Annotated in this window: 42 protein-coding genes, 1 tRNA gene and 1 riboswitch; of the genes, 3 read left to right on the top strand and 40 right to left on the bottom strand. The window is 48.3% G+C overall.

Translation table 11 applies throughout. The features are described 5' to 3' along the window. Positions 1-4: 4 nt before the first annotated feature. From AC4G46_RS02330 to AC4G46_RS02150, 37 genes are all read right to left on the bottom strand, one after another. Positions 5-811, bottom strand: coding sequence for a phage tail domain-containing protein (locus tag AC4G46_RS02330; protein WP_491126516.1), 807 nt, complete (start codon positions 809-811; stop codon positions 5-7). Further along, the gene (locus tag AC4G46_RS02325; RefSeq protein ID WP_491126515.1) at positions 808-3,303 is read right to left on the bottom strand and encodes a phage tail tape measure protein; all 2,496 of its coding nucleotides are present in this window, start codon (positions 3,301-3,303) and stop codon (positions 808-810) included. Before AC4G46_RS02325 ends, AC4G46_RS02330 begins: the two co-directional genes overlap by 4 nt. Before the next feature lie 4 nt (positions 3,304-3,307). Next, on the bottom strand, positions 3,308-3,583 hold the full coding sequence (locus AC4G46_RS02320; protein WP_491126514.1) for a hypothetical protein: 276 nt from the start codon (positions 3,581-3,583) through the stop codon (positions 3,308-3,310). A gap of 20 nt (positions 3,584-3,603) precedes the next feature. Further along, entirely contained in the window at positions 3,604-3,972 is a 369-nt protein-coding gene (locus AC4G46_RS02315) for a hypothetical protein (protein ID WP_491126513.1), read from the bottom strand. Between the two features lie 61 nt (positions 3,973-4,033). Then, the gene (locus AC4G46_RS02310; RefSeq protein WP_491126512.1) at positions 4,034-4,921 is read right to left on the bottom strand and encodes an Ig-like domain-containing domain; all 888 of its coding nucleotides are present in this window, start codon (positions 4,919-4,921) and stop codon (positions 4,034-4,036) included. A 3-nt stretch (positions 4,922-4,924) separates the two neighbouring features. Beyond that, positions 4,925-5,302: a hypothetical protein gene (locus AC4G46_RS02305; protein ID WP_491126511.1), complete on the bottom strand. Its 378-nt coding sequence runs from the start codon at positions 5,300-5,302 to the stop codon at positions 4,925-4,927. A gap of 2 nt (positions 5,303-5,304) precedes the next feature. Beyond that, positions 5,305-5,736 carry an HK97-gp10 family putative phage morphogenesis protein gene (locus AC4G46_RS02300; RefSeq protein WP_491126510.1) on the bottom strand — a complete coding sequence of 144 codons (432 nt, stop codon included), beginning with the start codon at positions 5,734-5,736 and terminating at the stop codon, positions 5,305-5,307. 1 nt (position 5,737) lies between these two features. Next, positions 5,738-6,049, bottom strand: a complete 312-nt coding sequence (locus tag AC4G46_RS02295) for a phage head closure protein (protein WP_491126509.1) — start codon at positions 6,047-6,049, stop codon at positions 5,738-5,740. Positions 6,050-6,053: 4 nt separating this feature from the next. Beyond that, the gene (locus AC4G46_RS02290; protein ID WP_491126508.1) at positions 6,054-6,323 is read right to left on the bottom strand and encodes a hypothetical protein; all 270 of its coding nucleotides are present in this window, start codon (positions 6,321-6,323) and stop codon (positions 6,054-6,056) included. After that, on the bottom strand, positions 6,323-6,619 hold the full coding sequence (locus tag AC4G46_RS02285; RefSeq protein WP_491126507.1) for a hypothetical protein: 297 nt from the start codon (positions 6,617-6,619) through the stop codon (positions 6,323-6,325). Before AC4G46_RS02285 ends, AC4G46_RS02290 begins: the two co-directional genes overlap by 1 nt. Positions 6,620-6,659: 40 nt before the next feature. Next, positions 6,660-7,949, bottom strand: a complete 1,290-nt coding sequence (locus AC4G46_RS02280) for a phage major capsid protein (protein WP_491126506.1) — start codon at positions 7,947-7,949, stop codon at positions 6,660-6,662. Between the two features lie 10 nt (positions 7,950-7,959). Further along, complete coding sequence (locus AC4G46_RS02275) at positions 7,960-8,607, bottom strand: HK97 family phage prohead protease (protein ID WP_491126505.1); 648 nt, start codon at positions 8,605-8,607, stop codon at positions 7,960-7,962. Next, complete coding sequence (locus AC4G46_RS02270) at positions 8,594-9,847, bottom strand: phage portal protein (protein ID WP_491126504.1); 1,254 nt, start codon at positions 9,845-9,847, stop codon at positions 8,594-8,596. The genes AC4G46_RS02275 and AC4G46_RS02270 overlap by 14 nt, the downstream gene beginning before the upstream one ends. A gap of 4 nt (positions 9,848-9,851) precedes the next feature. Beyond that, on the bottom strand, positions 9,852-11,543 hold the full coding sequence (locus tag AC4G46_RS02265) for a terminase large subunit (protein ID WP_491126503.1): 1,692 nt from the start codon (positions 11,541-11,543) through the stop codon (positions 9,852-9,854). Continuing rightward, positions 11,533-11,880 carry a hypothetical protein gene (locus AC4G46_RS02260; protein WP_491126502.1) on the bottom strand — a complete coding sequence of 116 codons (348 nt, stop codon included), beginning with the start codon at positions 11,878-11,880 and terminating at the stop codon, positions 11,533-11,535. The genes AC4G46_RS02265 and AC4G46_RS02260 overlap by 11 nt, the downstream gene beginning before the upstream one ends. A gap of 54 nt (positions 11,881-11,934) precedes the next feature. Further along, on the bottom strand, positions 11,935-12,435 hold the full coding sequence (locus tag AC4G46_RS02255) for a hypothetical protein (RefSeq protein ID WP_491126501.1): 501 nt from the start codon (positions 12,433-12,435) through the stop codon (positions 11,935-11,937). Positions 12,436-12,446: 11 nt separating this feature from the next. Continuing rightward, positions 12,447-13,130: an HNH endonuclease gene (locus AC4G46_RS02250; protein WP_491126500.1), complete on the bottom strand. Its 684-nt coding sequence runs from the start codon at positions 13,128-13,130 to the stop codon at positions 12,447-12,449. Further along, positions 13,130-13,876 (bottom strand): phage terminase small subunit, encoded by a 747-nt coding sequence (terS, locus tag AC4G46_RS02245; RefSeq protein ID WP_491126499.1) that lies wholly within the window; start codon positions 13,874-13,876, stop codon positions 13,130-13,132. Before terS ends, AC4G46_RS02250 begins: the two co-directional genes overlap by 1 nt. A gap of 242 nt (positions 13,877-14,118) precedes the next feature. Beyond that, positions 14,119-14,679, bottom strand: coding sequence for a tyrosine-type recombinase/integrase (locus AC4G46_RS02240; protein ID WP_491126498.1), 561 nt, complete (start codon positions 14,677-14,679; stop codon positions 14,119-14,121). A gap of 163 nt (positions 14,680-14,842) precedes the next feature. After that, positions 14,843-15,328, bottom strand: a complete 486-nt coding sequence (locus AC4G46_RS02235; protein WP_491126497.1) for an ArpU family phage packaging/lysis transcriptional regulator — start codon at positions 15,326-15,328, stop codon at positions 14,843-14,845. 92 nt (positions 15,329-15,420) lie between these two features. Beyond that, positions 15,421-15,630: a hypothetical protein gene (locus AC4G46_RS02230; RefSeq protein ID WP_491126496.1), complete on the bottom strand. Its 210-nt coding sequence runs from the start codon at positions 15,628-15,630 to the stop codon at positions 15,421-15,423. 2 nt (positions 15,631-15,632) lie between these two features. Continuing rightward, a complete protein-coding gene (locus tag AC4G46_RS02225) occupies positions 15,633-15,974 on the bottom strand; it encodes a hypothetical protein (protein ID WP_491126495.1) in 342 nt (113 codons plus the stop codon). Further along, positions 15,949-16,596 carry a dUTP diphosphatase gene (locus tag AC4G46_RS02220; protein ID WP_491126494.1) on the bottom strand — a complete coding sequence of 216 codons (648 nt, stop codon included), beginning with the start codon at positions 16,594-16,596 and terminating at the stop codon, positions 15,949-15,951. Before AC4G46_RS02220 ends, AC4G46_RS02225 begins: the two co-directional genes overlap by 26 nt. Then, positions 16,593-16,814, bottom strand: coding sequence for a hypothetical protein (locus AC4G46_RS02215; protein ID WP_491126493.1), 222 nt, complete (start codon positions 16,812-16,814; stop codon positions 16,593-16,595). Before AC4G46_RS02215 ends, AC4G46_RS02220 begins: the two co-directional genes overlap by 4 nt. A gap of 52 nt (positions 16,815-16,866) precedes the next feature. Continuing rightward, complete coding sequence (locus AC4G46_RS02210) at positions 16,867-17,058, bottom strand: hypothetical protein (RefSeq protein WP_491126492.1); 192 nt, start codon at positions 17,056-17,058, stop codon at positions 16,867-16,869. 34 nt (positions 17,059-17,092) lie between these two features. Further along, positions 17,093-17,410, bottom strand: coding sequence for a hypothetical protein (locus tag AC4G46_RS02205; RefSeq protein ID WP_491126491.1), 318 nt, complete (start codon positions 17,408-17,410; stop codon positions 17,093-17,095). Between the two features lie 16 nt (positions 17,411-17,426). Then, complete coding sequence (dnaB, locus tag AC4G46_RS02200; protein ID WP_491126490.1) at positions 17,427-18,779, bottom strand: replicative DNA helicase; 1,353 nt, start codon at positions 18,777-18,779, stop codon at positions 17,427-17,429. Next, positions 18,742-19,092: a replicative helicase loader/inhibitor gene (locus tag AC4G46_RS02195; protein ID WP_491126489.1), complete on the bottom strand. Its 351-nt coding sequence runs from the start codon at positions 19,090-19,092 to the stop codon at positions 18,742-18,744. The genes dnaB and AC4G46_RS02195 overlap by 38 nt, the downstream gene beginning before the upstream one ends. Beyond that, positions 19,070-19,879 (bottom strand): DnaD domain protein, encoded by an 810-nt coding sequence (locus AC4G46_RS02190; RefSeq protein WP_491126488.1) that lies wholly within the window; start codon positions 19,877-19,879, stop codon positions 19,070-19,072. The genes AC4G46_RS02195 and AC4G46_RS02190 overlap by 23 nt, the downstream gene beginning before the upstream one ends. Positions 19,880-19,900: 21 nt before the next feature. Further along, complete coding sequence (locus AC4G46_RS02185) at positions 19,901-20,089, bottom strand: hypothetical protein (RefSeq protein ID WP_491126487.1); 189 nt, start codon at positions 20,087-20,089, stop codon at positions 19,901-19,903. Between the two features lie 12 nt (positions 20,090-20,101). Next, positions 20,102-20,419, bottom strand: coding sequence for a hypothetical protein (locus AC4G46_RS02180; RefSeq protein ID WP_491126486.1), 318 nt, complete (start codon positions 20,417-20,419; stop codon positions 20,102-20,104). A gap of 246 nt (positions 20,420-20,665) precedes the next feature. Further along, positions 20,666-20,857: a hypothetical protein gene (locus AC4G46_RS02175; RefSeq protein WP_491126485.1), complete on the bottom strand. Its 192-nt coding sequence runs from the start codon at positions 20,855-20,857 to the stop codon at positions 20,666-20,668. Position 20,858: 1 nt separating this feature from the next. After that, positions 20,859-21,065 (bottom strand): hypothetical protein, encoded by a 207-nt coding sequence (locus AC4G46_RS02170; RefSeq protein ID WP_491126484.1) that lies wholly within the window; start codon positions 21,063-21,065, stop codon positions 20,859-20,861. After that, complete coding sequence (locus AC4G46_RS02165; protein WP_491126483.1) at positions 21,062-21,352, bottom strand: hypothetical protein; 291 nt, start codon at positions 21,350-21,352, stop codon at positions 21,062-21,064. Before AC4G46_RS02165 ends, AC4G46_RS02170 begins: the two co-directional genes overlap by 4 nt. Then, entirely contained in the window at positions 21,349-21,615 is a 267-nt protein-coding gene (locus tag AC4G46_RS02160) for a helix-turn-helix domain-containing protein (protein WP_491126482.1), read from the bottom strand. The genes AC4G46_RS02165 and AC4G46_RS02160 overlap by 4 nt, the downstream gene beginning before the upstream one ends. A gap of 139 nt (positions 21,616-21,754) precedes the next feature. Further along, on the bottom strand, positions 21,755-21,964 hold the full coding sequence (locus AC4G46_RS02155) for a hypothetical protein (protein WP_491126481.1): 210 nt from the start codon (positions 21,962-21,964) through the stop codon (positions 21,755-21,757). 53 nt (positions 21,965-22,017) lie between these two features. Beyond that, positions 22,018-22,230, bottom strand: coding sequence for a helix-turn-helix transcriptional regulator (locus AC4G46_RS02150; protein ID WP_491128770.1), 213 nt, complete (start codon positions 22,228-22,230; stop codon positions 22,018-22,020). Between the two features lie 176 nt (positions 22,231-22,406). On the opposite strand from AC4G46_RS02150, the gene AC4G46_RS02145 reads away from it, so the two are divergent. Together AC4G46_RS02145 and AC4G46_RS02140 are read left to right on the top strand one after the other, a co-directional pair. Then, the gene (locus AC4G46_RS02145) at positions 22,407-22,814 is read left to right on the top strand and encodes a helix-turn-helix domain-containing protein (protein ID WP_491126480.1); all 408 of its coding nucleotides are present in this window, start codon (positions 22,407-22,409) and stop codon (positions 22,812-22,814) included. Positions 22,815-23,014: 200 nt separating this feature from the next. After that, positions 23,015-23,230 (top strand): helix-turn-helix domain-containing protein, encoded by a 216-nt coding sequence (locus tag AC4G46_RS02140; protein ID WP_491126479.1) that lies wholly within the window; start codon positions 23,015-23,017, stop codon positions 23,228-23,230. A gap of 166 nt (positions 23,231-23,396) precedes the next feature. Here the strand turns inward: AC4G46_RS02140 and AC4G46_RS02135 are convergent, their stop codons facing one another. Then, positions 23,397-23,732 carry a LytTR family transcriptional regulator DNA-binding domain-containing protein gene (locus AC4G46_RS02135; RefSeq protein ID WP_491126478.1) on the bottom strand — a complete coding sequence of 112 codons (336 nt, stop codon included), beginning with the start codon at positions 23,730-23,732 and terminating at the stop codon, positions 23,397-23,399. Positions 23,733-23,836: 104 nt separating this feature from the next. Here AC4G46_RS02135 and AC4G46_RS02130 point away from each other — a divergent pair, with 104 nt between their 5' ends. Then, entirely contained in the window at positions 23,837-25,054 is a 1,218-nt protein-coding gene (locus AC4G46_RS02130) for a site-specific integrase (protein ID WP_491126477.1), read from the top strand. Between the two features lie 84 nt (positions 25,055-25,138). On the opposite strand, the gene AC4G46_RS02125 is transcribed toward AC4G46_RS02130, so the two are convergent. Then, a tRNA-Thr gene (locus AC4G46_RS02125) sits at positions 25,139-25,210 on the bottom strand. Positions 25,211-25,288: 78 nt separating this feature from the next. Beyond that, positions 25,289-25,603 carry an MTH1187 family thiamine-binding protein gene (locus tag AC4G46_RS02120; RefSeq protein ID WP_221804055.1) on the bottom strand — a complete coding sequence of 105 codons (315 nt, stop codon included), beginning with the start codon at positions 25,601-25,603 and terminating at the stop codon, positions 25,289-25,291. Between the two features lie 360 nt (positions 25,604-25,963). Continuing rightward, positions 25,964-26,194, top strand: a riboswitch (cobalamin riboswitch). Positions 26,195-26,201 lie beyond the last annotated feature (7 nt).

Genomic DNA, 26,201 nt, shown 5'->3' with positions numbered 1-26,201 from the left:
CCTCCTATGCATACTTCGGTTTGAAATTAAAAGAGACCGTGCAATTAAGCCCAGTCCCTCCTATAGTGACTTGATTCACTCCCGGCAACAGGTCTACAAAATGCCCCGACATGCTCCATAAGGCGTTTGCCCCGCCAAGCTTCACCTTCATCTGCTCCCCGTCTATAACCAGTGTCTGTCCGGCAACGGAAGCCCCGAAACCGAAAGTCTTCCCATTTGCGGTGATGGACAACGTTGTGAAGCTCCCCTGGACAACTATCTCCGGCTGGGCAGCCAGTGTCCCGAAGTTGTTGACCTCTACATTGCCGGGACCAGCCACTGTAAAGCCGTACTCGTCGTCCAGGCGAATGCCTGAATCCAGTATGATGTCCGAATCCAGCGTAATATCTCCCGGATTGATGATGAAACGGGCAAAGGGATCATGTGCCACCAGCGGCAGCTTGAAGGAACCCCGCTCGAACAGCCGATCCGGAGTGAGCGATCCGTCATATTTGACCATGTAATAGACATTCGGTTCATAGTTAAAAATCATCTTCATCTCTCGTGGCCGGGCATAAGCGTCCAAGAGAAATGCCGAAAATGCCCTAATCCGCTGCTGCAGCTCATATCTGCTCGTCTCCTGGGCGAAGATCAGCGGAAAAACGAAGCGCCGGGAGGTCAATGTGCTTCCGAAGTCATACAGGCCGTGACGGCCAGCAATGGCCTTTGTCCGGCTCACGCTGTCCGGCAGCATGGAATGTTCATGTCCCGGCTGAGGGGTAAGCCCGAATTCAATCAGCCCTCTGCCGTCTAACGTAATGAGATTTATCAAATCGTCGCCACCCCTCCGCTCCGTCCAAGTGATCGTGTCAATGCTCCAAGCGCGGCGCTCATCGGCTTAGCGATGGCCGTTGCAACATTGTTTCCATCGACATTAATCTGCACAACAATATACTTCTCTTGATCTGACCCAGCGCTCCCATAGCCGCCAGCGCCTGTTACGCTTGCCGTATAGCTTCCTGCGTCCATATCCTCTGTGGAAGGCAATGCCGCCGCTGCCATCGCGTCTGACTGCTCCTGTATGGCGGATATCTTGTCCTCCAGGCCGATAACATAGCCCTCGCCTGTGTCATTCCCCAGGGAGCGCATGACGCGGGATGGAGAATGGATGTCCAGTGCGTCACGAATACCGCCGGTGATCTTGCTGGCGATACTGGAAATCGCATTTCCGACACCGCCAATCATATTCTTGATGCCGTCGATCAGCCCCTGGATGATGTCCTTGCCCATCTGCAGCATTTGTGCCGGGAGCTTCTTCAGATAGTCCATAGCCGATGTCATGCCGGTTACAATCGCTGTCTTCACGGTGACAATCGCCGTGGAAACCGCATCCCGCATCCGGGAGAACATATCCGTCCCGATATTGTACAATTTCCCCGGCAACTCCCGGAACCAATTCAACACACCGTTCCAAGTGTCCTTGATCCACGACACTGTAACACTGATAACCGTCGATATAGCCGACTTAATGCCATCCCAGGCGGCTGCAGCAGATGACTTGATTCCATCCCACAACCCCACCAGAAACGCCTTGAGTCCGTTCCAGACCCGCTCTGTCGTTTCCTTGATTGCGGTCCATGTTGCACTGGCTGCGGCCTTGATACCGTCCCACAGTTCCAGCAGGAACGCTTTAATTGTGTCCCAATGCTGAATGATCAGTAGGGGGATGCCCAGGAACGGCGCAATCACAGAAAGGATGGCCGGACCCCACTCCGTCAGGAATGAAACCATCCAGTCCCATAGTCCGGTGAAAAATGATTTTATCCCTTCCCAGGCTGCAGACGTAATCTCTGTAACCGAAGCCCATAGATTAACGAAGAACTCAGAGACAGGCTCCCAGTTCTTGATAAGCAGATACGCGCCTGCCGCCACAGCTCCGATGGCGATTGCCACCAGTCCAAGAGGATTCGCATTCATGGCGGCGTTCAGCAGCCATTGAACGGTGGTTTGCGCGGTTGTGGCGGCCTTCCATGCCTTATAAGCCATTGTCACCGTATTAATGACGGACTGAGCCGCAATCGCCGCCGTGAGGCCGATGACAACCGGCAGGAGGATATTCCCGTTGTCGATCACCCAGCCAATGGCCGCACTCAAGCCATCGAACGCTTTCCCGGCTCCCTCAATGGCTGCATTGATCCCCGCCTGGATCTCAGGCATATGACCGCTGATCCAGTCAGCGAATTCGTTCAGCTTCGGCAGGATCTTCTCACCTAATGGCAGCAGTATCCCGGTCTCCAGCTGGCGCTTGATCCCGCTCATCGCCTCGCCAAAGGTGTCGTACTTCACAGCATTGATGCTCTCCAGCGCCCCGTTCGTGCCGGTGATGGAAGTGTTCAGCTCCGTCATCGCCAGCACACCAGCCGCGCCGACATCCTCAAACTTGGTTCCAAAGAGCGACACACCTAATGCGATTTGCTCCTGCTTGTCATCGACCTGGCTGAGTGCTTCTGCCACTTTACTGAAGGCTTCCCGCGCTCCGTCGCCGCCTTTGGCGAATTGAGCCTGTAGCCCCGCTCCATCCAGGCCCATTTGATTCAGAACCTGTGTGGTCGCGTCACCGCTTTCCGTCATCTTGATACCGAATTCCTTAACGGCATCCGCTGCGTAATCTAGGTTAAATACCCCAGCATTTTTCGCATTTTCAAATACGCCGAACATTTCGGATGCTGAGAAACCAGCTTGAGCAAAGTAAACGGAATATTCGTCAATGGTTGGTAACAGATCGTCGGCATAATTCAAGCCCTTTTGTGATGCTTCCGCGATTAGACCCATAGCCTCCTCGCCGGAAAGACCGAACTGCTTCATGAGCTTGTCGCTGGACCGCACCGATTCGTTCACTTCATATTCGTAAGTATCGCGAAGCAGCAGCGCATAGTTGGTCAGCTTCTCCAGCTCAGCACCGGTTTGGCCCGTGGTTTGCTTCACGAGCGCCATGGACTTAGCGATATCCTGAAAATCCTCGCCCATGCCGTTGTTATAGAGCCGCTTGGCTGATTCTTCGAATCCTTTCATTTCTTCTGTAGTCGCTCCGGTCTCGGCAGCCAGACCATTCATTGACTTGCGGAAGTCATCAGTGAAGCTTACAGCCGCCACTCCAACACCGACACCCATCGCGCCAAGCGCCAGCCCTGCAGCCCCGGCCAGCTTCGCAATATCAGTTAACCTGGCTCCGGCTGACTTCCCCCGCTCGTCGATATGGTCAAGCGTGTCATCCGCACCACCGGAGTCGATAAAAATGGAGCCGAATAGACGAAAGATTTCCACGGCTTCACCCCGCCTTCCGGAAGGATGCCAGGATCATTTCCGCATCCTCTAAGATTTCTTCTTTGGTCTTGGTGCTTGCGGAAGCCTTCTGAGCAGGCTTCTGCACAAATTCAGAGAATGGCACGAAATCATTCTTCGTCATGTGCTGATAGCGCATGAGGTAAAGATCCCACTGCTTTTGCTCTGTCTCCTTCTCGTAAGCCTTCAGGATCTGCTCCACGCCGCTCTCATAGCCCATCTCCAGGATGTAATCTATCGAGCCATAGCGGTGCAGCAGCAAGTCAATGACCTCAACCTCGTCTATTGACTTGCTTGTTTCAAAAAACTTGCGAACACTTTTGAACCCTTCAGCTGGTCAATGATCCCCAGCGTTTCCGTCAGCTCCAGTTCCGCAAACTCTTCCGGCTTCAATCCGACCAGATCCGCAAGGAATGCATTGGTCTCCTCTTCAGCCAGGTACAGGTTCTCAAACAAAGTGGCCACAATATCCGCACCAAGCTTCATCTGAGCGGAAGCTGCAGCACTTTTTTTATCCTCCGACTTGTTTGCCGCCTTCGCATTCGCGGCCATATTTGCCGCCGCTTCACGGATCACATCTTTCAAGCCGATTTTCTTTAAAATCCGCGACATTGGGAAAATATCCTTCGTTTTCAGCGCACGCACTTGCATGGTTCATTCCTCCAGTGTGATTGTGGTCATAAAGAAAGAGGGCATCGCTGCCCCCTCGCTGTTATGCCGTTATAAAGCTAGTTGCGGTATTCGCCGCCAGTGCATTCCCCTTGAGATCCTTCACGTTTGCCGTGACCATTGCGACATAAGCCGTATCTGCGGCCAAATTTGCTGTTGGATTCAGCGTAACGACTGTCTTCGCCACATTGAGCGATAGCGATCCAGGAATCAGCGTGCCGTCTTCTGCTTCGAACAGAAGGAAGTTGGCCGGATTGACCGCTGAAGGGTTAATCGCCTCGCTGAAGGTCCAAACCACATTCGCGGCTACCGGAATCGCCGTTGCCCCGTCCGCAGGCGTTACGGTGACGGTAGGAGGTGTCGTATCCACGGTTAATTTCGGATAATAGACAGCGAAAGGAACCCTGTCCAGATCCGCCGCATCATAGTGAGCAGCGAAATTCACCGGCAGAAGGCTTTCCGACTTGTCTGCCGTGGTCAGCGTCACGCCGTCGGTGCTCAGCGCATTGAAAATCTGGATGACCACCGGATTATTGCTGCCGGACAACCGCCCGACCCAGGTGATATTGTCGATGTAATCTGTCAGCTGCAGCGTGTTCCCCGCAGTGATGACATGATACTGTTCATTGCTGTCAGAATCGACACTGCCGGTGCTCAGCGCGGCGGCTAAGCTCTCCGGGGTGATTTCCAGCAGCGTGGCCTTGATATAGACTTCCCAGGCATCAATGGCATTCAGCCCCTTTGCCCGGCCCTTTACGCCATCCACTTCAATGGCGCGGACCGTGGGCTTTGCGGAGAATTCCCCGCCGCCTCTCGTCGCCCCCAGCAGCGTACCGACTCCGGTAGCCAAATCATAGTTTTTGTAGAACGCCCCGGAATCAATGACCAGGTGATCTGCGGTGGAACTTGTAAACCCCGAATATACTGCCATCGGTTAACCTCCTCCAAATGTTCGCAATTGATAAATGATCCTGCGGCCGCGAAGCCGCTTATCGGGATCGTCCAGCGGCAGCCGGTTCTCGCGGTAAAAAATAAAAGCCATCCCACTGGTGCGAATGACTTGTTTGTGAATGGCCTTATCCATCTGATCCATAAGGATTTCAAGCGCTGTTGTATCCCCGTCAGCCGGAGCATCCCAGCCATCTACCTCCAGCACGAAGTTCTCCATGCTTCCGTCATCATACGAATTGGGAAGATTAAACACACCCAATGGGTACTCCGCATCGGAAGGCGCGATTTCGTAGTAAATGCCCGGATGAACCGGGTCAAGCAGCGCATTGATCGCCATACGGATTAAAACCATCTTGCTCATGCCTACCAGCTCCCGTCCTCATTAATCAGACCGGCAGCCTTGTTCTCGTCTTCGATGGAGGCGATGTAGATCCCGGCGATCCGGCGAATATCATCAATGTTCTCAAAGACGGTATTCATCAGAATGGCCTTTTTGGGATGATTGCGTGTACCCAGCTCCTGGTTCACTCCGTACCAGGTGTTATGCTTAATCCCGATCTGCAAATCGTTCTCCCGCTTCCGCCGCCAATACTGAAAGGAAGCCGCGATCCGCTTGGATCGCTTCATATTCCTCTGCAGCTTCGCCTTTGCGATCATCTTCTTGCGGATATAGCTGCCGATTTCGGTCAGCGCCGCCGCCTGCAGCCGCTTCATGGTATATTGAGTGCGGTCTATGTTGCTGATAAACTCCACACCGTTGCGGCTTGACCGCACTGCCCGTTGCATTCGAGCCATATTACGTCACCCCATTGGTAAGACCGGAGCAGATCAGCTCCATCTCTCTGTCATTTTTGTCGAATGTGCGGATGATGGTGTACGCCACACCTTCGAATTCCAAACTCTTCTCTCCCTGATATTCCAGGGTCCAGACTGTGAAGGATAGCTCCGGCTTCAGTCCAGTAGAAGCCGCCTGATAGAACTCGGATTGCCGAATGGAATTCTTTTCAGCAAAGATTTTTCTCCGGCTCGGGGCTTTAATGGCATCCCCCATCGCATTCTTGCCGCTGGTCATCCCGCCAAGCAGAGTAATTTCACTGTCTAATCGCATGTCTTCACCTCATCGCCAGTTGATTCGACAATGTAAAAAATGCCGGGGAGAATTTGACTTCCCCCGACTTCACTTCCCATAGATCACTTACGCCCATGACGATGACGCTGATGGCGAGAGGATCTTCGAGCATTTCTGGTGTGACTCCCGCGCCGCGCAAATACGATTTCACAGCCACCAGCTTCTGCATCAGTGGTCTATCAATCGCTTCATTGGCAGCGCTAGAGTAACCCAGGCCGACTTTACATTCAATCAGCAGCTCTGCGTCCGTCATTACTCATCCCCGCCTTTATCCGGTTCAGCTGTCGGCTCCGGCTGCGCTGCTGGCTCTGCAGCAGTCAATGCCTCCAACTCTTCAGCAGTCAGCTCGGCCACTTCTGCGTCAACGGACAACGGCACCAGCACAATTTTAATCCCGCTGTGCTCCTGCTCCTGCCGCAGCTTAACGGCAAGCTGTTCATGCTCTTCTGCAGACAGTTCGCGTGTAGCCTTCCAGAGCAATACGGTTTCACTCGCCTGGTTAGAAAGATCAACGCCTTCAATCTTAGCAGCCTGTGTTTTCTTAGCCATCGTTTTCACCACCTTTATGGGGCCTTGCGGCCCCTGTTTATTAGGATGCTGCTGCCTTCGTGATAATCACGCAGCAGTCTGCATTCAGCAGTTTGCCGTCCGCAATCAGAATCGCTTTGTCTACCCATTCGTTCGTATCGTGGTCAAAGTAACGGAACATGGTCATTTGCAGATTGCTGTTGAAAGCGTAGTTGCCCAGGTTGCAGTAAATGCCCACTACATCGCCCGTCGCTGCGTCCGCATACGGGGTAATGACATCATCCTCAACCAGGATGACTTCCTTGCCGCCAAAGCGCTCCTGCGGCCCATCCGTAATGCCATAGTTGATCCGACCGATCGGCTGGCCGTTTTCGTCTACCATACCGTTGATGTAGCCTTCGAATGTTCCGGAAGCCATGATGAACGTCGCTCCCGCCTTATGAGCCAGTGGCATCTTAGCCATAACCTTCTTTGCCCACTGCTCCCAGCTGGCGAATTCAGTTGGTGTCATGGAAACTTTATGCCCTGCTGGTACACGAGGATCGAGAGTAATACCAAGAGGACCGCCAACTCCCGTTCCCTTAATTACTGATAGGTCAATTGCTTGGATCATGGCTTCCACAATTAAGTCAGTAATGGTCGTTTCAAACCCTTCAAGTGTCACAGTGTCGGCCAGGAGAGAAATGGACACCTTGCATTCCAATCCGTAGTAAAGGAACGATACACTTGTGTTGGCTGTAGTCTTTTGTTTGTCCGAAGATGCAGCTTGTCCGATCCATGTCGCCACTGGCTTCAGGGAAAGAATCGGAACATTTACGCCAACCTTGATGTTCAGCTTACGAATCCGTTTGTACACTTGACCGTAAACCGACATTTTCTTAATGACTTCGTTCAGGATAGTAGTCGGAATCACTGCCGATACATCCGTAGTCGTTGTCATGGCATTGGCCCGAAGCTCCGGTTTCACTTCACCAGTCTTTGCAAAGACCATGAAGGCGTTCCGGTATTCAAGCGTGGAGTACGGGTCTTGCGGTTCGTTGGAGCGCTGCTGCGCCACCGGAGCCAGTCCAAAGGAGGCCAGCACCTGAGCCAGTCCAGGGTTTCCGGCAGGAACTTGTCCCGCTGCACGTTGTTCCGGCTGTGTGTTTCCACCGGCAGGCGGTTCCTCTTGATCATCAGGCATGCTGTCGATAATGCCGCGAAGCTCAGCGATTTCACTGTTCAAAGCATCCATCTCTGAATTGATGCTCCGCAGCTCAGCTACAACTTCTACAGTTGCCGAACGGGTTACCAGTTCAGCCTTTCTCGCCTCTTTCTTTGCCAGTAGCGCCATCAGTTTTTTCTTATTCATTCAGTTCACCTTAACCCTTCGCTAAAATTTGATTTCGGAGTTTCAATAATTCAAGCTCGCTGTTTTGACTATCCAGTCCAGACCGCGCACTCTCCAGTGCGGCGCGGGCGCTATCCAGTGCCTGCTGGTCACGAGCATTTATATCAGTCCCGGCGTAAGCCGGAAAGGATACTGCAGAGATCTCAAACACTTTGGCAATGTCTTTGATGCGGCGGGTGGGAAGATCTGTGTCAAGCCCTTCCCAGGTATCATCCCGCACAGAGAAGATGAAGGACATCCCAGAAATGTCACCTCGGCCAACCGCGCTATACAGCGCCTTCGCCTCCATGTTGTTATCAACGTCCAGTTCAGCGCGGGTATCCAAGCCCTGCTGGTCCACCTGGAGTTGTAAGGTTGAATTTGCATTGTTGTTCCGGCTACGGGCCAGGGGAATCCGCTTCAGGTCGTGATTGACACTCATGATTACATCCTTGAAGTCGGTATTATCGAACGCTCCACGCTCGATCACTTCCTTGAACCATCCACCAATAATGGTTTCCTGCTCAAATACTGCCGCATGTCCCTGGATCACATCCCCTGCAGGATCTGCCTGCAGATCGTTCATGACAAACGCCCGGCGCTCCGGCTCATGCAGGGCCGGAAGTTTATTCTTCGCCATCTTCTTTCACCGCCTTCCCGGTTTTTGCATTATTGAGTTGATAGATATTGATGATGGAACGGTCCACATAGTTTAAGCTCTGCGTAATCCGGTTCCCCCCAGGAATCGGAGGATAACCCAGAAGCGCTAATTTCTGATCATCCGAAAGCAGACCCTGCTCCCCGGCCGTCTTGATCAAATTCAGTTTGGCCGCCGTGCTGAGATACATCATATCCCGCTGATAGAACACAATCTCATTGCCCACATCCAGCTCCCGGGGAGAAAACAGCGTTTTGGAAAAGGCTTGGCTTAGACCGATGAGAATCGGTTCAAGCGTGCTCTCGTAAAATGCTTGATACTGCTCGTCCTTGTAATCCCGGGACAGCATCGCCATTGACACACCGTACCATTCCTGAACGCTCGTTTTCAGAAAGGTCATGGTATCCTTGTCCACCATACGGGGGTCAATGGCAATCGGTGTGAAGTCGCCCTTCAGGTCGATGGGAAGGATGCCGGAGTCTCCAGAGGAGACGAGCTTTTCGAATCGTTCCCGCTCCTTACGCTGAGCATCATCATCCAGCATGGTTGCGATCTTCATGATCCCTCGAATCGACATGCTGGTCTTGATGCCCTTCTCCAAACCCTGCAGTACGGTGTCGTTAATCCTCAGCACCTTCAGCAGCGCTTCATTATCCGGCTGCCCGTTCATGCCGCCGCCCATGATATCGTTCATAGAGAACTTCTTCCGGATATGAATAACCTCCGAATACGGAAGCGTAATGCTTTCGCCGGATTGGAAGAACAACTTCACATAAAGCGTGCCGGTTGGGTCTTGTAAAAAATCAACCTGGTACGGATTCAAAGGGTACATCCCCGTATAGGTCCGGCTCTCAATCCCGTTCTCTCCGACGGTGCTCGTGTACATCGGATAAATGAACACATTGAAATTCAAATAGAGCAGCCAGATCATTTTTTCGAGAAAGTCCCGTGTCGTCATCAGGTCATTCGGGCCAAATTTAAAGAGCCGGTTCAAATTACCGCGCTGCACAATCTGCATGCCGTTGCTGTCGGTACGAATATGCCGGGGCTGCAGCTTGCTGATCTCCGTCGCAATGATATCAATGCAGTTCTGGACCACATCCGAAGCGTAAATGTTATTGCCGAATTGGCTGAAGACGGGCGCATATCCGTTCAGCATCTTGGCTCGGAAAAATTCCTTGGGTTTGGCAAGCAGCCCCTTGAAGCTATCTATTAATGCCACTGTTTCACCCCGCTCTCTTAACAAGTTCCAGGAACTCGGTACGGTTGTCGATGTAAATGCGGTAAGCAATGATGATGGTTACCGCGCCGTCAATCTTCTTACTCTCCTGGCCTTGCACTTTGACCGGCATAATCTCCATCTTGGAGTTAATGGTGAGCGCCGTATTCTCCAGACAGTACCGGTCTATTTCGTGATTGTTGTAATTGATCAGCTTGCTTTTCAAATCAGCCTCAACCAGCTTCATCGGCTCACTCATGACACCCCAAATCTGATCTACCCGCTGCATGTCGAAGCCCAGGTCCTCCATTTCCTTCACCCAATACACGGCGGACCATTTGTCATAGCCGATTTTGTAAAACTTGATCCCGTAGCTTTTGAAGAGCTTGACGAACCAGGCTGTCACATGCCGGAAGTCGTTCTCGTTCCCATCGGATAACGTGATCAGCTCCTTGCTCAGCCACTCCTCATACTGCTTGCGCTCTTTTTCAGAGAGTGCGTCAAGCTTCGATTCCGGTATAAAGTAATGGGAGACCGTGAATTTCTGATTTCCCTTCATCATCAGCGCCCGAGCACATGCAAGGTCGCCCGACTTCGAGAGATCGACAGCTCCGATAGCAAACGCGCCCCGGAATTCTTCCAGGTCAAAGGTGTTCTCATTGAGAATGTCTTCGCGAAAGAGCCAAGCAGCTGCATTGTTCTGCTTGATGTTAAAGTCTTTCGCCAACATAAAAATCCGCTCGGCCTTGTCGTGCTGGGCTTTGCGGATCTGGTCTTTAATATATTTGGCTTTCTTAATGGTTCCCAGGCTGGGATTCGATTTCGACCACGATTTCTCATTCTGCCAAACCTCGGCTTCATTGTCCTGCGTGTAAAGCCAGCTCAGAATGGTTTCGTCCTCATACTCCTTCGCCAGTACCGCGCGTCCATACTTCAGCTCCTGGTCCAAGTAGCCGTCATTCACGAAACCCTCTGTCGTGATATTGATGAACCACGGCTCGTCCTTCGTGGACTGTGACTGGTCAATGGATTTCGCAATGACGTTGTCCTTCATCTCATTGGATTCATCCAGGATCGCACCGTCGATGTTCCGGCCTTCCTTGTTTCGCGTCCGGTCCGAAATTTTAAACACCTTGCTCTTATTCCTCAGATTGAAGATGCCCTTCAGGTTCTTATGCGTTCGCTTATCCTTCGGGTCAAACTGCTCACGCATGCTGTTGATCTCCTCGAAAATGATGCTTGCCTGTGCATCGTCATTGGACGAGCAGACAATATCATTCCCGCCGCTGCCACAAAGCAGCTCCGTCAGACCCAGCGCAGCGCACAAGGTGGATTTCCCATTCTTCCGGGCGATCAGCAGGATCGCTTTCTTGAACCGGCGCAGCAGTTTCTTCGGCGGCTTCTCTCCGTAATAATTGAGATAGCCTTCTTCGCTCCATTTGAACGAATAGAAAGCTTCAATGAACGCTTTCTCCCAAAGCTCCAGAATGAACGGCTGCCCATAGAACGGGCTTTTGGTATGCTTGCAAAAACGCTCGATGAAAGAGATCCGGAAATGCGCATCCGCAGTGTCATAAACAAAAGCAGGGTTATTCAGGTCAGCGATCAGGTTGTCCAGCTGCTGAATAAGCTCCATCCCGGCAATAATTTCGCCGTTCTGAATGGCCTGATGATACTGAAGAAGATAGCTAGGAGTCATCTCGGGACTGCTGCATGAATTTATCAAACTCATCATCGCCTTCAAATCCGTTTTTGCTCAGCACTCCGTTCAGTGTTTTAATAACAACCGCATAGGAATTGATGTTCTTCAGGTACTGTTTGCCTGCCTCCAGTGGCTTTTGAAGATCCGGATTGGTGGGATGCATCTTCACCATTCCGGTCCGTTCAATTGACTCCTTCAGCACCGAATTTTCTGCCTTCAGGAAGGCCGCATCCTCGATCAATCCTTCGACCAGTTTCATCTTAGCCGGTTCGACCTCCTGGAAGATCTCGCGCAACTTCGACAGTTCTTGCCGATAGACTTCGGATTTTTCCATAGAACGGATCATCTCCTCCCATTTTCAAAATTTTCGGTTCGTGCAAAATTCGACTCACCCCGACGGTCCTGTCAAAATTTTTTTTAATTTTTTAGCCGGGGGGATATGAGAAAAAATTATTTTTTTTAAATATTCTTCGTTCTGATGCAAGCCAGTCAGCACCCATCTTTCCTCATCAGTGAATTCACCAAGCAATAGACTGGGATCGTCAATCCATAGCCCGTCCCTTAGACGAGCTGGCTTTCCACAATGCGCTCGCATCCACTCGAAACGTTTAAGACCTGCCTGCTCTGCAATCTGCTCGGCGTGTTCCAAGGTCTGTGCACCGATAACATATTTCTTCGGCAGAGGTTTTATCTGATCACGGTTTGAAGATAAGCTCATTCCTATATTCCAACTATCACGAAATAAGTCATACGCCTTCTCAGGTCCACTCTCATGTTGGAGCAGTTCTGCTGGAATTCCGAATGCCGCAAACACTTCTTCCCTTGTCCATTGCTTCTGCCACGGAACATCCATGCTATCAGATGCTGGGATTATTTTTGTATCTGGCATTTGATCATCTCCTATTCCTGATACTGCTCGAACCATTTGTCGATGTAGCCTCGCCACTCATCTTTACGGAATCGCTTCTCCTCGTCACCCTCAAGCCGGAGTAAACACTCATCACGAGTAGCACCGCAGAAGATAAGCTCAGCGCCTAACTCATCAGCCAGCCGCAGGCGCTTATGCCTGTCCGCATATCCGCCGATGACCCACGCTGTACCCCACTTGCCCAGCCGTGTCTTGATGTTGTCAAGCAGTTGATTGTGAATACCTATGACATTGGAGAACAAAGCGTCCGGCTTGTCATAGCTCGGCAGGCCAGACACCGCAGTGTATAGCCGGTCCATATCGACAACAAGATCCCCACGCTGTAGTTGCTCATTGACCAGCGTGGTCTTGCCTGACAGCGGTGGACCGTATACGAGATATACTTCCTTGATGTACTGATAGCCGAAGCGCTTATGTTCCATGTTGTGGCAGTCAGAACATATAAGCTCTACCTGGTCAGGATTAAGGCTAATGCCATGGTCCTGGACGTTCTCTGGTGTAAGCTCTATCTTATGGTGGCCTATGATATCAATGGATCTGGCTATGTTCCTTCCGCAGCGTTCACATTTACTGCCACGCTCTAAGATGAGATTCATACGGAATGTACGCCACTTATCTGATGAGTAGAACGTCTTCAGTATCACATGACGCGCCATTACCACGCCTCCGATCTGAGCTTATTCACTTCAAGTTGCATGCGCTCCACCTTGAGCTGCAGTTCAGCAGTAGTCAGCTCATTGCGATCAAACTGATCCAGCAACGCAATACATTTCAACTTGCGGCCCTGCACATTTGAAAGCTGGCCCTCTATCGCAAGCAAACGCTCCAGCATTTGCGGAGTCTTGGTGACCGTCTCCACTTCAATCATTTCATGCTCAAGCTTCAGCTCAACTTCGAGAAACCCATGCGCGTCAAACGATGGCGTGTCGCCAAAATCCTCGACTACCTTCTTGAAGCGCTCTTTCTTGGACTGCGTAATCGTCGAATCCCATCCCTGCTCAATCTCCCGGCTGTACCGCATAAGTCGGTATTCCCGGTACTCAAGCAGCGATATTTCATTGACGAGGATCTGGCGAGGATCTGTTTCCATCGTCATAAGCTTCATCTTATGTTCAGCGGCAATCTCACTCATCCACATGGATTCATACATGCCGTGCTTCCACCCGTTCTTATTCCCCGGTGGAGCGCCGCCGCCTTTATTGCCCTCAGCATTCTTGTTCCCCGGCTGGCCGCCGCGTTTTCGACTTGGCCGCGCCTCCCAGGCATCCTCATGCTTCCACTTCCGAATAAGTGAAGCCGCGACCTCCAATTTCTTGGCGATGTCAACCAGCGGCATTGTCCGGCCACTCTTCTCCCACATTCGGAATGCTTTGTCACGCTTTTCACTTCGGCCTCTGCTCACCTCATTTCACCACCTCCGAACAGCATTCGAGTTTGGACAGTACACTTTTAACATTAATTCCCATACGTTACTTTAGTGACCTAAAGGATTCTGCTGCTGAAACCCCTGAAAATGGCCTTTGAGTGAACCATAAAGAAATACTGGTGCAGTCACGGACCACCCTATTTTTTCTGTTCCTTCATATAATGCATCCAGTCCAATTTTCACGAGTGCGACAGACGCTAATTTTTGGTGCGCTGTCCTTATCTCATCTGCAGGATTGCCCGGTCTAAAAGGTCTTGGGTGATGCCGATATAGCGCAATGTAACCCTCATATCCGAATGTCCGAAGGCATCCATTAGTAACGCTAGGTTTCGCTCATCTTGCCTGTAGAGCCGATATCCCCACGTTTTCCGCAGCGTATGGTTGCCGATCTCTTCAAGTTCAAAATGTTGAGCCGCCTCGTTAAGGAAGCGATAGGCCGTAGAGCGATCAATAGGCTGATTCTTAAGCTTGCTAATATTTTTAAGCTGCCTGCTTGCAAACAAAAACTCTTCATCGCTTTTCCCGGCAATATAGAAATCAAGCTCTGTTCTGATGCTGGGATGAATGATGAATCGTTTGCTGTTTTTATTTTTTCGTTCAAGCTTGTTTACATGGGTGCTCCGAACCTCTCCAACAGTGAGTGTTAACAGGTCCGATACGCGCAGGCCGGAATAAATACCCAAGCAGAAAAACAGATAATTTCGTATGCTGCGCTCTCTGAAATAGTGTTTTATTCCTTCAACTATCCGATCATCACGAATCGGTTGAACAGCCTTCATATCACCACCCCGATTTGTTCACATAAAAAAAGCCGCCAGCATTAGGCGACTCCAGAACTTGTTGCTTAATTTCGTTGAACATTTCTTCAACGTTTCATTTCCTACAATAACAATTTATCACATAATCCGAAGATCCGACCCACAATTAACGGTCGAATTCCGGTCATATTCCGGTCAATCTCCGGTCGAATTCCGGCTCATTATAAACTTCCAGTCGCAGAGCAAATGCCAGCAGGAACAGCGCCCGATCCCGAAGCTCACGATATCTCTTTTCTCCGATGCACATATCAGCAGCAACGTTGTAATCATAGACTTCATCTGGAGTCATGTAACGCTGATTAACAATCTCGCGTTCTATCCTGTTAAGCTTGCTCATAGCCTTGTCCAGCAAATCAGACTTCTTCTGAAGCTCGTCTTCTTTAGAAACATTCCACAACGCGATATCCTCTGCACTGCGGCTAATGGTATTAGTTCGCTGATGATACTGCGGCGCTGCATTATGTGTAATCGTCGCTTCCCTGCGAACAAATCCAAAACGCCGGAAGACCTGAACAGTCTCCAAATAATCCTCGACACGTTGGCGAGTTTGGTCACTGTCCAGATCTGCGTATGGAAATGTTAATTGTTGAGATTTTTTTATCTTTGCCATCGTTATTCACTCACCCTTTTGTTATAATGTAGGTGAGATGTTGTAAATGACTCCCGGCCCCCGCCAAGGATTAGGGAGTCTTTTCATTGTCATCATGCATATTTCGAACCGCGCGGCCTCTTGCCGTCTTGATCTAAAATTATATCGCTCAATATGATTGCTGATTCTCTTGGAATAAACTGACCTCTTAATTCCCCGAATGTGATGCTGTACCCGCCCTGTTCACGCTGTGCTCGGAACGAAACTCCGGAAACAATGCACCCAGCCGGTGAAATCACATTTTCCACTGTCTTGATAATCACCTTTATGCCTCCTTCTTTCGATTTTCGAATACCTTCGCTGACTTCGGTAACGAAACCCATTCAAATCCTCTTTTATCACCTCCCGGATCTTCCATTAGGTAAGAGTACCCCTTTGGAACGAAATCTCCAGGATGAATCCTAATATCTCCGAATGCCGTTTTTACTATTTGATGCTGAGCCATTTCAGATTGAAGGCATACATAAAGCTGCATGCGTTCAGCCTTCCTTCCTCTGCGGATTACATCGGCAAGCGCCATATTGATCATCTGCACAGCTTGTGGATGGATTGGGGATAAGGTGCTCATGAGGAATTCCCTCCTAATATCCGTTTTCTTGCCGTTCATGATTTACTTGATTTTTAGCAGCATAGGCTACCGCAATCTGTTCAAAGGTGAATCCAAGCCGCTGCTCACCTAGTCCATAAAAGATGTAAAGAGCGCCGCGTAAATGAGCTCTCCGGTAATCATGGACATCCTTCGGGGGATTCATTAAAATCTTATCTCCCATAATCAGGCCTACGTTATGGAGTAACTCTGTGAAAACCACAGCCGTTTCATATTCCAATTCATCTTCAGCTACATAAAGATCATCTGCAGGAAAATCAAGCTGCCGGGCGATGGAAAGAAAGAAATGCAGGCAATCTACGTACTCTTCGAGGAGAGGATTATCTTTGGACTGAATTCCGGTACCATAGCAATCCCGGCAATTCCATGTAATAGGCTGATAGTGTTTTCCCTTGCCGTTGCAACTCGGACACACAATCGTTTTGAAGTTTGCTGGTTCTTGACGATTGCTCCAATGTTTGAACCCACGCCATTCATTCGCCAGTTCTGCAATTTCCACTTGCAGAGCCAGTACCGTATTAGGCAGCAGATCCACTCCATCAAGTCCCTTTTCTTTGATAATCCGGGCATCCAGTACCTTCTGCATTTCATACATTTGATCAAGTGTTAATGTCTCGTTCATAATAGTTGATCCTCCCTGGGCTGCTGCCCATAATCTTCGATTTGCTCAACTTTCGGTAAGTGCTGCTGTGAATATTTCCGAACTGTGCCGTTTCGAAACTCAGCTTCTACAACCTTGAGTCCTGAAGAGACTTTATGCGTACTAATAACCTGGGCAAATTCAGTAATGATGAATCCCTTTACTCGATATCCGAATTTTCTGATTTCTCCGACTTTCAAATTCATCCGCCTCCACTTTTTGTGATCCGTACTCTCGTAATGTGAATCAAGTCTATATTTGAACATTCAGGTTCTCCATTTTTTCAATGGCCACCGCCAAGTGTTCCAGTTTTTCGAAGTTTCTTCTCGCTTCTGCGACTTGGTTATCTCTAACTTGATCCGCGATTAATAAACGTAATTCTTCATAGTTATCTTTGAGATTATTCAAATCCTTGACTACCTCTTTCAACTTGACTAAATTCACAAAAAACACCGCCTTTATGCTGCATGTAATGTGTCTACTGCGGAATACCCATAATCTCTCTTGAATGCAGCCTGTCTTTTATCTCTGCATAAGCATCCGTACGGTCGTATAAAGCGTAATAGCGGTGTTGATTGTCACCAGTTCCAGAACCGGCATTTGCTGCATAAAGGAATGCTGACGGCTGCTCCCCATTCTCCATAATTGGAACACCGAGTTCCTTGCAACGGGTCTTGCTCAGTAAAACGGCGAAAGGATAAACCTTACCGTTCCATTTCTGGGTTCTTGGTATGAAATACGGAAGCTGGCTTTCCAGAACCTCTTGACGGTTAAACCGCCCTTGCTCATTCGGCATGTTGTCCTCCTTCGGACTATGAAACGGCCCTTTGATAGTTAACAAATTTATTGAAATTCTTAAGAAACACCAATTCAACGGTTCCAGTAGGGCCATTGCGCTGCTTTGAAATGATAATTTCGATAATGTTTTTCTTCTCGGACTCCTGGTTGTAGTAATCGTCACGATAAAGGAAGGCCACAATATCGGCATCCTGCTCAATGGAACCGGATTCTCTGAGATCACTCATGATCGGACGTTTATCCTGTCGCTGCTCCACATTCCGGCTGAGCTGAGACAAGGCAATGACCGGAACATCGAGCTCACGGGCAATTTGCTTCAGAACGCGGGATATTTCCGATACTTCTTGTTGTCGATTCTCAGCACCTCGTTTACCACTGCTACCCTGAATGAGTTGCAAATAGTCAATGATGATCATTCCCAAACCTTGCTCGCGCTTAAGACGGCGGCACTTGGCCCGGATATCATGCACCGTAACAATCGGATCATCAGCAATAAATATGTTTCTCTCAGATAATTTCGTTAAACCAATCGCCAGCTTGCCCCAGTCATCATCACTTGTGATATCCCCTATGCGGAGGTCATTGGCATCCAAGTTCACCTCTGCACTTACCATGCGTTGCATGAGCTGCTGTTCAGACATTTCAAGGCTGAATACGGCAATCGGTTCATCTGATAACGCAGCAGCATTTTGAGCAATATTCAGGGCAAATGCAGTTTTACCAACGGATGGCCGGGCAGCAACGATAATCAGATCCTGCCTTTGAAAACCACCTGTAAGCTTGTCCAGATCAGTGAATCCCGTTTCCTTACCACTTATATTTCCGTTCATTCTATTGCTTACGCGCTTTTCCACAGTGTCTATGAAGGCCATGCCGATTTCTCGGGTAGATTTAAAATCCTGTTTTGAGACAGACTGGTCAGAAAGCGCGGCTGACTTGGTGAGAGCGTAGGACACGACACTTTCGGCATCCTCGCTTTCATACACCATCGCAATGAGGTTATGAGCATCTTTAAGGGCCTGCCGTAAAGTGAATTTGCTATTTATGATGCCAATGAAATATTCGATATTCGCTGCCGTTGGGGAAGATCGGGCAATACGAGTAAGGTGATGGACACCCCCAACCTTATCCAGGCTTTTCCGTTGAAGCAATATCCCTGTAAGAGACCGAATATCAATTTCTTCACCGGCATTGTGAAGATCCACCATTCCCGAGAAGATTGTCCGATTCATCGGGTCATAGAATACTTCCGGCGCTATAGAAATCGCCTTATCTATCGCTTCTCCCGTAGTATCAATCATGATCGCTCCAAGGATAGACCATTCTGCTTCAATGTCGTGCGGCTGCTCCCGATTTAAGTCGCGCATAAAGATCCTCCTTCCAACCTGTAGGCATCGGCTTAGCTGCTGCTTGAGCTTTGTCCCTTTCTGCGAAATACTCTGCTGTCTGATCCTTAGATTTACGCTGTTCCCGCAAATCACCGGCACCGCCCCGTATCTGAGCTATCTTCGGCGGCCATGGATTGGATAATACGTGCTGCCGGACATTCTCGCAGGCAACGTCAAAAGGAAAATCCTTCAGGTTTTCATAGAGCCGATCAATCTCAGGGTCACTGGTATCCACCTGGCTGTATTCTTCAGCGATTTTGCACAGCAGGTCAATGACTTGCGCTCGCCTCAAGACGTTCAGCCTCCTCCCGTTTACGCTGTAGTTCAGCTATTTTGTTGTTTTTACCGCTCCCCTTTTTGGATGAGCTACCTACCGACTTCATTGCCCTTCCGCCAACTTTTGCTGATTGTTGTGAAGCGTCAAAAGCATCGTCCAACGCTATTGCAGCAGCCAGCGTATTCGCCCCAGCGTGAAAGTAATCATCCAAAATCGTGGTTATAAGACTGAACCGATAACCCTTTGAGGCAAGTGCGGCTCTTTCAAGTGCTCTAATCACCACAGCCTCTTCAAGACCATCCTGGTCGATGTATACTCCCAGCTTGTTCGCCTGGAATGGGTTGCATTCGAACCCAAACACTCTTTTGTGTGCCGTGTAATAGGATTCTGACGGATCAGCAGATGAAGAAGCAGAAGAAGAATTAAGGTCTTTAAGATCTTTAAATAATGCTGAACCTTTTACCTCACCTTTTTCCTCATACTTTACCGCAGATTTTACCTCACCTTTTACCGCATTATTTGAGGTAAAGAAGATTATCCGATACTTTCCGGCCTGCTGTTTACCCTGATTCTTGTACTCAATCCGCCCTTTCTGGATCAGTGTGTTCCTGTGCTTCGTCAGTGAGTTTTCAGAAATGCCCACCTTCGCCTGTAACAGGGGATTGGTTACGGCAAACCACTCTGGATATCCACTCTTATTTGCAAGCATCATGAGATGCAGCCACAAAGTTTGTGCGGATGGCTCCAATGGATTTGTTTCGAGCCAATCGGTGAAGGCGGTCAGTTCTGCCGCTAAGTCCATAATCTCACCTCTACTGTCTTTTCATCGTTTGCCCTTCTTGACCGGCGGACGCTTAAGAATCTCTGTAATATCCGTTCTGAGGATAAAGGCCAGATTTCCATTTTCCTCCCGGAGCTTCGCCCAAGGTCGAGCGATGCCCCATGTATCAATCACTTCACCGGACAGTCCGCAGCTTGTCCGGACGGTATCACCTTTGAGAACAAGAAGCATGTTGCCGCCTCCTTAACCTGCATACCGCAAACGCAGTGCCTTTAGTACAATTTCCGTATTTACATCATCCAGCCGATCTGCCTCTGCCATGTCAACCTTGTTGCGTCCGTTATACAGGTGGAGTGCCAGGGCCAGCATGAACTTCTCAGATGTGCTCCAGCCTTTGGAAGCCCGTTTGAGCTTGTCCACTTTTACGGTAAGCTCGTCGAAGTCAATGTAATCCGGGCAAAGATATTGCTGCAGCTTCCCGTGGTTCAAGAAGATGAACAACAAACCTCTCCAGTAGCGATCCTGCATCAGGTGCTGGGGAATCGTTGAATTCTTGATCATTTTCAAATCAGTCCTCCTCAAATTCGAATATGTAGAGTACCACCGCGAGAGTTGCTATTTTCCCAACCCATTGTCCCACCGTGACCGTATACACGAATCCAGCAGGCGGTTGTGTGGATGATAGCGAACCAAACTTTGGTCTTTTCCTTTTGTAGAGGGAGTCAACAAAGTCTAAAAATGGAACCCTCGCGCTGGTACTCTATTGCGGATATCCGCTACCCCTTTCGGGGTTTCGGCCTGTATCCCTCAGGCCTCATCAGGCGGCGAACTATTTACTTTATCCAGAGCACTCTTAGCATTTTCAAGCAATGTTCTGGTATGGTTGCTCGGGCGTTCCTTGCCTTCGTATGATTTGAGTCGATCTTCCAGAGATAGCATCAAATCTACCAGTGCAATTTGAATCGCTACTCTTTCATCAGGCGTAAATCCGTTTGGCATGTTATCCCACCTTTATGAACGATTTTGTAAGAACCTTAAGATCTTCCGGCAGCGTCTCGATAACTTCAGTCAGCTGATCCAGCTTAGCGACCGCAATTTGTTTGAATGGGAACAGCCTACGATCAATCGCCGTAAACCATTCACTCCGGCGTAGCATATACATTTCAGCCAGTTGTCTGGCCCAAACTTCCTTCTCTTGATCCGTCAAACCATTTCCCCCTTGCGTTCAGCGCGGTCAAAGGTTAAAATGGACGACAAGAGACTCTTTAACTGGGATCTCAACGAGGTCCGCCGTGCCAGGCGGGCTTTTTTCTGTTGTTCTTTAGCATGATGTAATTCACATTCATGCAGTTGGATCATCATTTCCAGCCACTTAACGTTCCGCGACAACTTCACTGGATCAATATGATCTGCTTGCTGATTAACTATTTGCAAATTATGCTTTGCATTGACTGCGATGAATTTCGCTTCCTTCTCCAAATCATCAATACTCAAATTGAAACCTCCCTTTGAATAGATTGCTGACTCATTAAATGCTGCATGATTTTTATTCCTTCAACACGATACAGATAAGCGACCACCACTTCTTCCGCATCCGTTTCCTTAGTCCAATTCACGACAGTTTCAAAATCAGGTTCCTGACGGCCCTTTTCCACCTTGCTCACATAACTTTGTGTTCGGTGCAATCGGACCGCCATTTGTTCCTGGCTCAAACCTGCTCTTTCGCGGCAGGCTTGCATAAGCGTTCCAATTTTCATTTTTCCCTCCAATTATTCTGAATTCGAATGGTAGGAGGCTGACGAACTCTGTATTATATTAGATAAGAGGTCACCAACCCTTATCCCCCATACACTTTCCCTCATCCCGCCTGAGACAGTACACCTCGGCGGGATTTCCTCAACCAGCTGACGCTTTGAAATTCGATCTAAACCACACCAGGAAATCTCCCCAAATAATGCGTTTCTGCCTTTCTCCGCCCAAGTCGTATACTGGACAACCTCTAATCGCAACAATGTCATAAGCTTGTCCTTTAGCTACTTTCAGGCGTTTTGCCAACTCGGGAATAGTGATAACATCAGTTTCACAAAATAGCGTGTCCTTGCTCATTTCGCACCTCCCAAATTTCTGTAATACATATTCAGCAGCATATTGATTAATTTTTAAGTTTTATGCATTTCAGAAGAGTGTCCTACTTGTAGTACATTTTCTATAAAAAAAATATCTTCAACATCTTTTTTGAAAAACTTTGCTATTTTAAACATTGTTCCAGCCGATGCATTTTCTTTCCTGAGAATCCTTTGAATAGTGTTTCTTGATATTTTGGTTCTTTCAGCTAATTCAGTAGGACCAATATTGGCTTTAGCCATGCACACACCGAGATTATTCTCCAAAATCCTCACTCCTTTCTGTACTACTTGTATTACTGTATGGCTAGTGTACTACATATAATACTAAGTGTCAACTAAGAAGTACGGATAAATTTGATTGTTTTATCTACAATTGTATTACACTATGTATGATTAATATTACAGAAAGGAGAGATAACGTTTTGTCTGACATCAATAAGCTATTGAGGGATCTGCGGAAGGAAAGAAAACTATCTTTACGTGCAGCTGCGGAGAAAAGCGGTTTGAGTCATTCTTATATAGATTCACTTGAAAAAGGTATCCATCCTAAAACAAAAACTCCAATAAAGCCATCTCCTGATAGCTTAAGACTTCTTTCATCAGCCTATGATGTAAGCTACAAAGATTTAATGGATGCTGCTGGTTACTTAGAAGATGAGAAACCTAACTATGAAAACGACGAAGATCCCACTGTTATTGAAGAAGCAATAAGTAGAATAATCAAAGAATCCGAAAATGAATTTGGAGTTAGACTTAGTGACGATCTTGATGTGATTGCTGCTGTTCGTGAAATGGTTCGGTCTCTTGCGAGGATGAAGAAAAAACAATAGTAGTTACAAATTCCAAATACTGTTTTGCAGTGAGAGATATACCAGACTTTTTAATGATGAATGCCGATAACTGGATAAGCATATCTTCCTCGTTTGTCATGTTGACACCATCCAATCAATGTGGATTATTTAATAATATTAACATACGAACAATTGTTCGTAAATGATCCAGAAAAATAGTATAATGAGGTGGCAGTGCGATGGAGCTTGTTCCCATTCGCTGTCGCATACCTGATTTACTGGTGCGTATCGGAAAGAATCAACAATGGTTGGCAGATAAATTAGGTATCGGAAAGCAGCAAATGTCTGACATCATAAGGATGAGATATCCTGATATGACATTAAGCAGAGCTGCGAACATAGCCTATCATCTGGAATGCCAGATTGAAGATTTGCATCAATGGGAATTGCGATAGCAGAGTAGCTATGCTGCTCTTGGGAATAAAGTAATGTTAATCACGTACCCCAAAAGAAACCAGTTGATTGATATTCATAATATAGCAGACGTTTATAGAAAACGCTGTCGCAAAATGGCGAAAGAAAGCGACCCTTCAGCACCAGTGAAGGGATTGACAATAGATATTAAATTTGCTTTAACACATATAAATGGGTCCCATCCTTAAACGTGATTAAAGAACCATTATTTTCTATAGATTCTATCTTATCAATTTTAGATTCTTGAACCAAAGATGTCCTTCCTATCATTACAAACCCCATATCTCTGTAAGCTTCCGCTGCGTCTGCTAAAGTTTCTAAATCATGAAACGATCCATTAGAAGTATGATATGACAGTTTGGCATTAGAGTTTTTAGTGCGATGCCATAGATCAATATAATTGACATCAGCCAGATCCACTTTCAGCAATTCATCTGGTCCTGATCCTGTTTGCAATCTTTTCATTATTCTCTTCTTTTCCATATTGTCTCCCCCGCTGTGTGCTACAAAAAATCATACGATACAGTACGTTGATTCGCATTGCATAAAATATTACAATTCGCGTTACTACAATTAGGAGGGATATTATGCGTGGACATATTGCTCAGAAAGGAAAGAAATATTACATCGTTATCGAGACAAAGGATGAAGTAACAAATAAAAGAATTAGAAAGTGGATTTCAGGTCCAGACGGTGGATTTGATAGAAAAAAGGATGCAGAAAGGGCTATGCCTGATATCTTAAGCGCTTTTCAAAAGGGAAAATACGTTGAACCAACAAAGAAAACGTTCGGAGAAATTATGGAGAAATGGCTTGAGGATAAACGAACAGTAGTTAAGCACAATACATGGAAATCTTATGAATGGCTTGTGACCACTCATATTGTACCAGCCCTTGGTAAGAAAAAGGCCACCAGTCTGAAACCACAGGACTTCCAGGATCTATATCACAAGACATTGCTGCCTAATCTATCAACGGCCTCTATCAAGAAAGCCCATGTACTAATCATGGATGCTTTGAATCGAGCTGTTGTTTGGGGAGAGATCAACCAAAATGTTGCAATGGCCGTCAGCCTGCCGCAAAGTAAAAAGGTCAAATTTGAAGTTTGGAATGAACAGCAGCTAAACTTATTTCTGCAAGAGGCAGCCCACGATCAGCACCATGTAGCTTTCGAGCTTGCCGCATCAACCGGAATGCGTCAGAGCGAAATTCTCGCCGTCAGACGTAAGGATGTGGATTTGACGATAAACATGCTTTCTGTACGCCAAGCTTATACCCTCGCCGAGGTTGGACATGACTTTGACGACACCAAGAACGACAGCAGCCTGCGCTCCATTGCATTATTCAAAAATACGGTAGACATGCTGAAAGAACATTTTGTTCACATTGATAAATTGGCTAAGAATAACCCTCTATATCATGATAGTGGGCTTGTGGTTCAAAGCGGAGTGGGTTCTCCTCTTAATCCACGGAATCTCATGCGAAATTACTATTCAATTATCGAAAGAATTCAGAAAGAACAGCAGCAGCTCAAAGCAGAAGGGAAGCCCTATATTGATTTCCCTCGCATCCGGTTTCACGACCTGCGGCATACTCATGCCACGTTGCTGCTGAAGGCTGGAATTCATCCAAAAATCGTTCAAGAGCGCCTGGGGCATTCTTCAATTAATGTCACACTGGACACATACTCCCATGTACTCCCCAATCTACAGGAAGCCGTACTAAAGAATATCGGGGATTCCATTATAGGAGATCGCAAGCCGGTTCTGGTAGAAGAAATCACCCCAAATAACACTTTAGTCTAATAAAGGGTAGAAGAATGGTAGAAGAAAAGAAAAAGCGCGGCCCCCGAATATCCGGGGAACCGCGCTACATAAGGGATTTCACGATGCTGGTGAAGGGAATTGAACCCCCGGCCTACGCATTACGAGTGCGTTGCTCTACCCCTGAGCTACACCAGCCTGAAGCTTGGGATACCCGTCAAACAAAAAATATTATACAACTTTTGGCGAAATTCGCCAAGACTCTTTTATCCTGCGCTACACCTGACCGTCCTGCAGCTTCTGCTCGACCGACTGCAGCTTGCTGCGGCTTGTGGAAGGCTTGTCACGGCGGTCATCAATCTTGAGTGAAGTGGATACACGCTGTGCCCCGGCATTGAACGGAGACTCGTGCAGCGCCTCTACAGCCGCCAGAATTCTGGATACCGGACCCTCGATAATCGTTCCCATGGAGGTCAGCTCAAAGGTAATTCCCTCCACCGTCTGCAGCACGCGCTGCATGTCAGCCACATAGCTGCTCAGACTGGTACTGCCTGTGCCGATCGGAATGACTGTAACTTCACCAATTGCCATCGTTAGATCCCTCCTGACAAAAATTTGTGGCCTTTAATCACCTTCATTGTAGCAACTCCACAGTTCTGCCACAAATTTAGCCACAAAAAATTCATCATTCTCCCTCTACATAAACCCTATACCACCGCTAAGCCGGTCTCTGTAAATCTAGTGTCAGAATCACTAGATTTATGGAGTCTTTGTGGCAGCTTTTCGGACAATTTATGAATCCTGCCGGCCTCCATTTAGCATCAGGCTGTGGATTACCTGTGGACTAGTTGTGGATCACCTGTGAGTAAGCGGGCTGAAGCCGCTCCCCGCGCGGCTTTGTAAATAATGGTTTACAAACACAATATATTGGGGTATTTTTATATTCATCAACCAAATATAGTGGAAGCAGGTGCTTTACTCTTGATAAGAGAGTACAAGCTTAATAGGGAAGCGCGGTGCAAATCCGCTGCGGTCCCGCCACTGTAACCGGATTGCCCGCCGGGAGAACACTTCCTGTCAGGCGCACCCACGGCATAGGCCACTGGAGGGCGGACAAGCCCCCGGGAAGGAGCCGCTGGATGAACCGGGAGCCAGGAGACCTGCCTGTTTCCGGGCACCATTATTGACC

It is taken from the genome of Paenibacillus sp. fava2 (genome assembly GCF_058313675.1).
Note: the sequence above shows the minus strand (reverse complement) of the source record. Positions and strands in the feature narration are given on the sequence as shown.

Excerpts from the sequence above, each read along its gene's own strand:
- AC4G46_RS02310 (WP_491126512.1), bottom strand. The coding sequence starts at position 4,921 with ATGGCAGTATATTCGGGGTTTACAAGTTCCACCGCAGATCACCTGGTC.
- AC4G46_RS02290 (WP_491126508.1), bottom strand. The coding sequence starts at position 6,323 with ATGACGGACGCAGAGCTGCTGATTGAATGTAAAGTCGGCCTGGGTTAC.
- AC4G46_RS02255 (WP_491126501.1), bottom strand. The coding sequence starts at position 12,435 with ATGCCAGATACAAAAATAATCCCAGCATCTGATAGCATGGATGTTCCG.
- AC4G46_RS02120 (WP_221804055.1), bottom strand. The coding sequence starts at position 25,603 with ATGGCAATTGGTGAAGTTACAGTCATTCCGATCGGCACAGGCAGTACC.
- AC4G46_RS02250 (WP_491126500.1), bottom strand. The coding sequence starts at position 13,130 with ATGGCGCGTCATGTGATACTGAAGACGTTCTACTCATCAGATAAGTGG.
- AC4G46_RS02205 (WP_491126491.1), bottom strand. The coding sequence starts at position 17,410 with ATGCCGAATGAGCAAGGGCGGTTTAACCGTCAAGAGGTTCTGGAAAGC.
- AC4G46_RS02175 (WP_491126485.1), bottom strand. The coding sequence starts at position 20,857 with ATGCCAAACGGATTTACGCCTGATGAAAGAGTAGCGATTCAAATTGCA.
- AC4G46_RS02235 (WP_491126497.1), bottom strand. The coding sequence starts at position 15,328 with ATGGCAAAGATAAAAAAATCTCAACAATTAACATTTCCATACGCAGAT.
- AC4G46_RS02275 (WP_491126505.1), bottom strand. The coding sequence starts at position 8,607 with ATGGCGAAGAATAAACTTCCGGCCCTGCATGAGCCGGAGCGCCGGGCG.
- AC4G46_RS02190 (WP_491126488.1), bottom strand. The coding sequence starts at position 19,879 with ATGGACTTAGCGGCAGAACTGACCGCCTTCACCGATTGGCTCGAAACA.
- AC4G46_RS02130 (WP_491126477.1), top strand. The coding sequence starts at position 23,837 with ATGCGTGGACATATTGCTCAGAAAGGAAAGAAATATTACATCGTTATC.
- AC4G46_RS02240 (WP_491126498.1), bottom strand. The coding sequence starts at position 14,679 with ATGAAGGCTGTTCAACCGATTCGTGATGATCGGATAGTTGAAGGAATA.
- AC4G46_RS02135 (WP_491126478.1), bottom strand. The coding sequence starts at position 23,732 with ATGGAAAAGAAGAGAATAATGAAAAGATTGCAAACAGGATCAGGACCA.
- AC4G46_RS02260 (WP_491126502.1), bottom strand. The coding sequence starts at position 11,880 with ATGGAAAAATCCGAAGTCTATCGGCAAGAACTGTCGAAGTTGCGCGAG.
- AC4G46_RS02265 (WP_491126503.1), bottom strand. The coding sequence starts at position 11,543 with ATGACTCCTAGCTATCTTCTTCAGTATCATCAGGCCATTCAGAACGGC.
- AC4G46_RS02160 (WP_491126482.1), bottom strand. The coding sequence starts at position 21,615 with ATGAAAATTGGAACGCTTATGCAAGCCTGCCGCGAAAGAGCAGGTTTG.
- AC4G46_RS02300 (WP_491126510.1), bottom strand. The coding sequence starts at position 5,736 with ATGGCTCGAATGCAACGGGCAGTGCGGTCAAGCCGCAACGGTGTGGAG.
- AC4G46_RS02315 (WP_491126513.1), bottom strand. The coding sequence starts at position 3,972 with ATGCAAGTGCGTGCGCTGAAAACGAAGGATATTTTCCCAATGTCGCGG.
- AC4G46_RS02140 (WP_491126479.1), top strand. The coding sequence starts at position 23,015 with ATGGAGCTTGTTCCCATTCGCTGTCGCATACCTGATTTACTGGTGCGT.
- AC4G46_RS02155 (WP_491126481.1), bottom strand. The coding sequence starts at position 21,964 with ATGAGCAAGGACACGCTATTTTGTGAAACTGATGTTATCACTATTCCC.
- AC4G46_RS02220 (WP_491126494.1), bottom strand. The coding sequence starts at position 16,596 with ATGAACGAGACATTAACACTTGATCAAATGTATGAAATGCAGAAGGTA.
- AC4G46_RS02185 (WP_491126487.1), bottom strand. The coding sequence starts at position 20,089 with ATGCTTCTTGTTCTCAAAGGTGATACCGTCCGGACAAGCTGCGGACTG.
- AC4G46_RS02225 (WP_491126495.1), bottom strand. The coding sequence starts at position 15,974 with ATGAACGGCAAGAAAACGGATATTAGGAGGGAATTCCTCATGAGCACC.
- dnaB (WP_491126490.1), bottom strand. The coding sequence starts at position 18,779 with ATGCGCGACTTAAATCGGGAGCAGCCGCACGACATTGAAGCAGAATGG.
- AC4G46_RS02280 (WP_491126506.1), bottom strand. The coding sequence starts at position 7,949 with ATGAATAAGAAAAAACTGATGGCGCTACTGGCAAAGAAAGAGGCGAGA.
- AC4G46_RS02295 (WP_491126509.1), bottom strand. The coding sequence starts at position 6,049 with ATGCGATTAGACAGTGAAATTACTCTGCTTGGCGGGATGACCAGCGGC.
- AC4G46_RS02180 (WP_491126486.1), bottom strand. The coding sequence starts at position 20,419 with ATGATCAAGAATTCAACGATTCCCCAGCACCTGATGCAGGATCGCTAC.
- AC4G46_RS02285 (WP_491126507.1), bottom strand. The coding sequence starts at position 6,619 with ATGGCTAAGAAAACACAGGCTGCTAAGATTGAAGGCGTTGATCTTTCT.
- AC4G46_RS02305 (WP_491126511.1), bottom strand. The coding sequence starts at position 5,302 with ATGAGCAAGATGGTTTTAATCCGTATGGCGATCAATGCGCTGCTTGAC.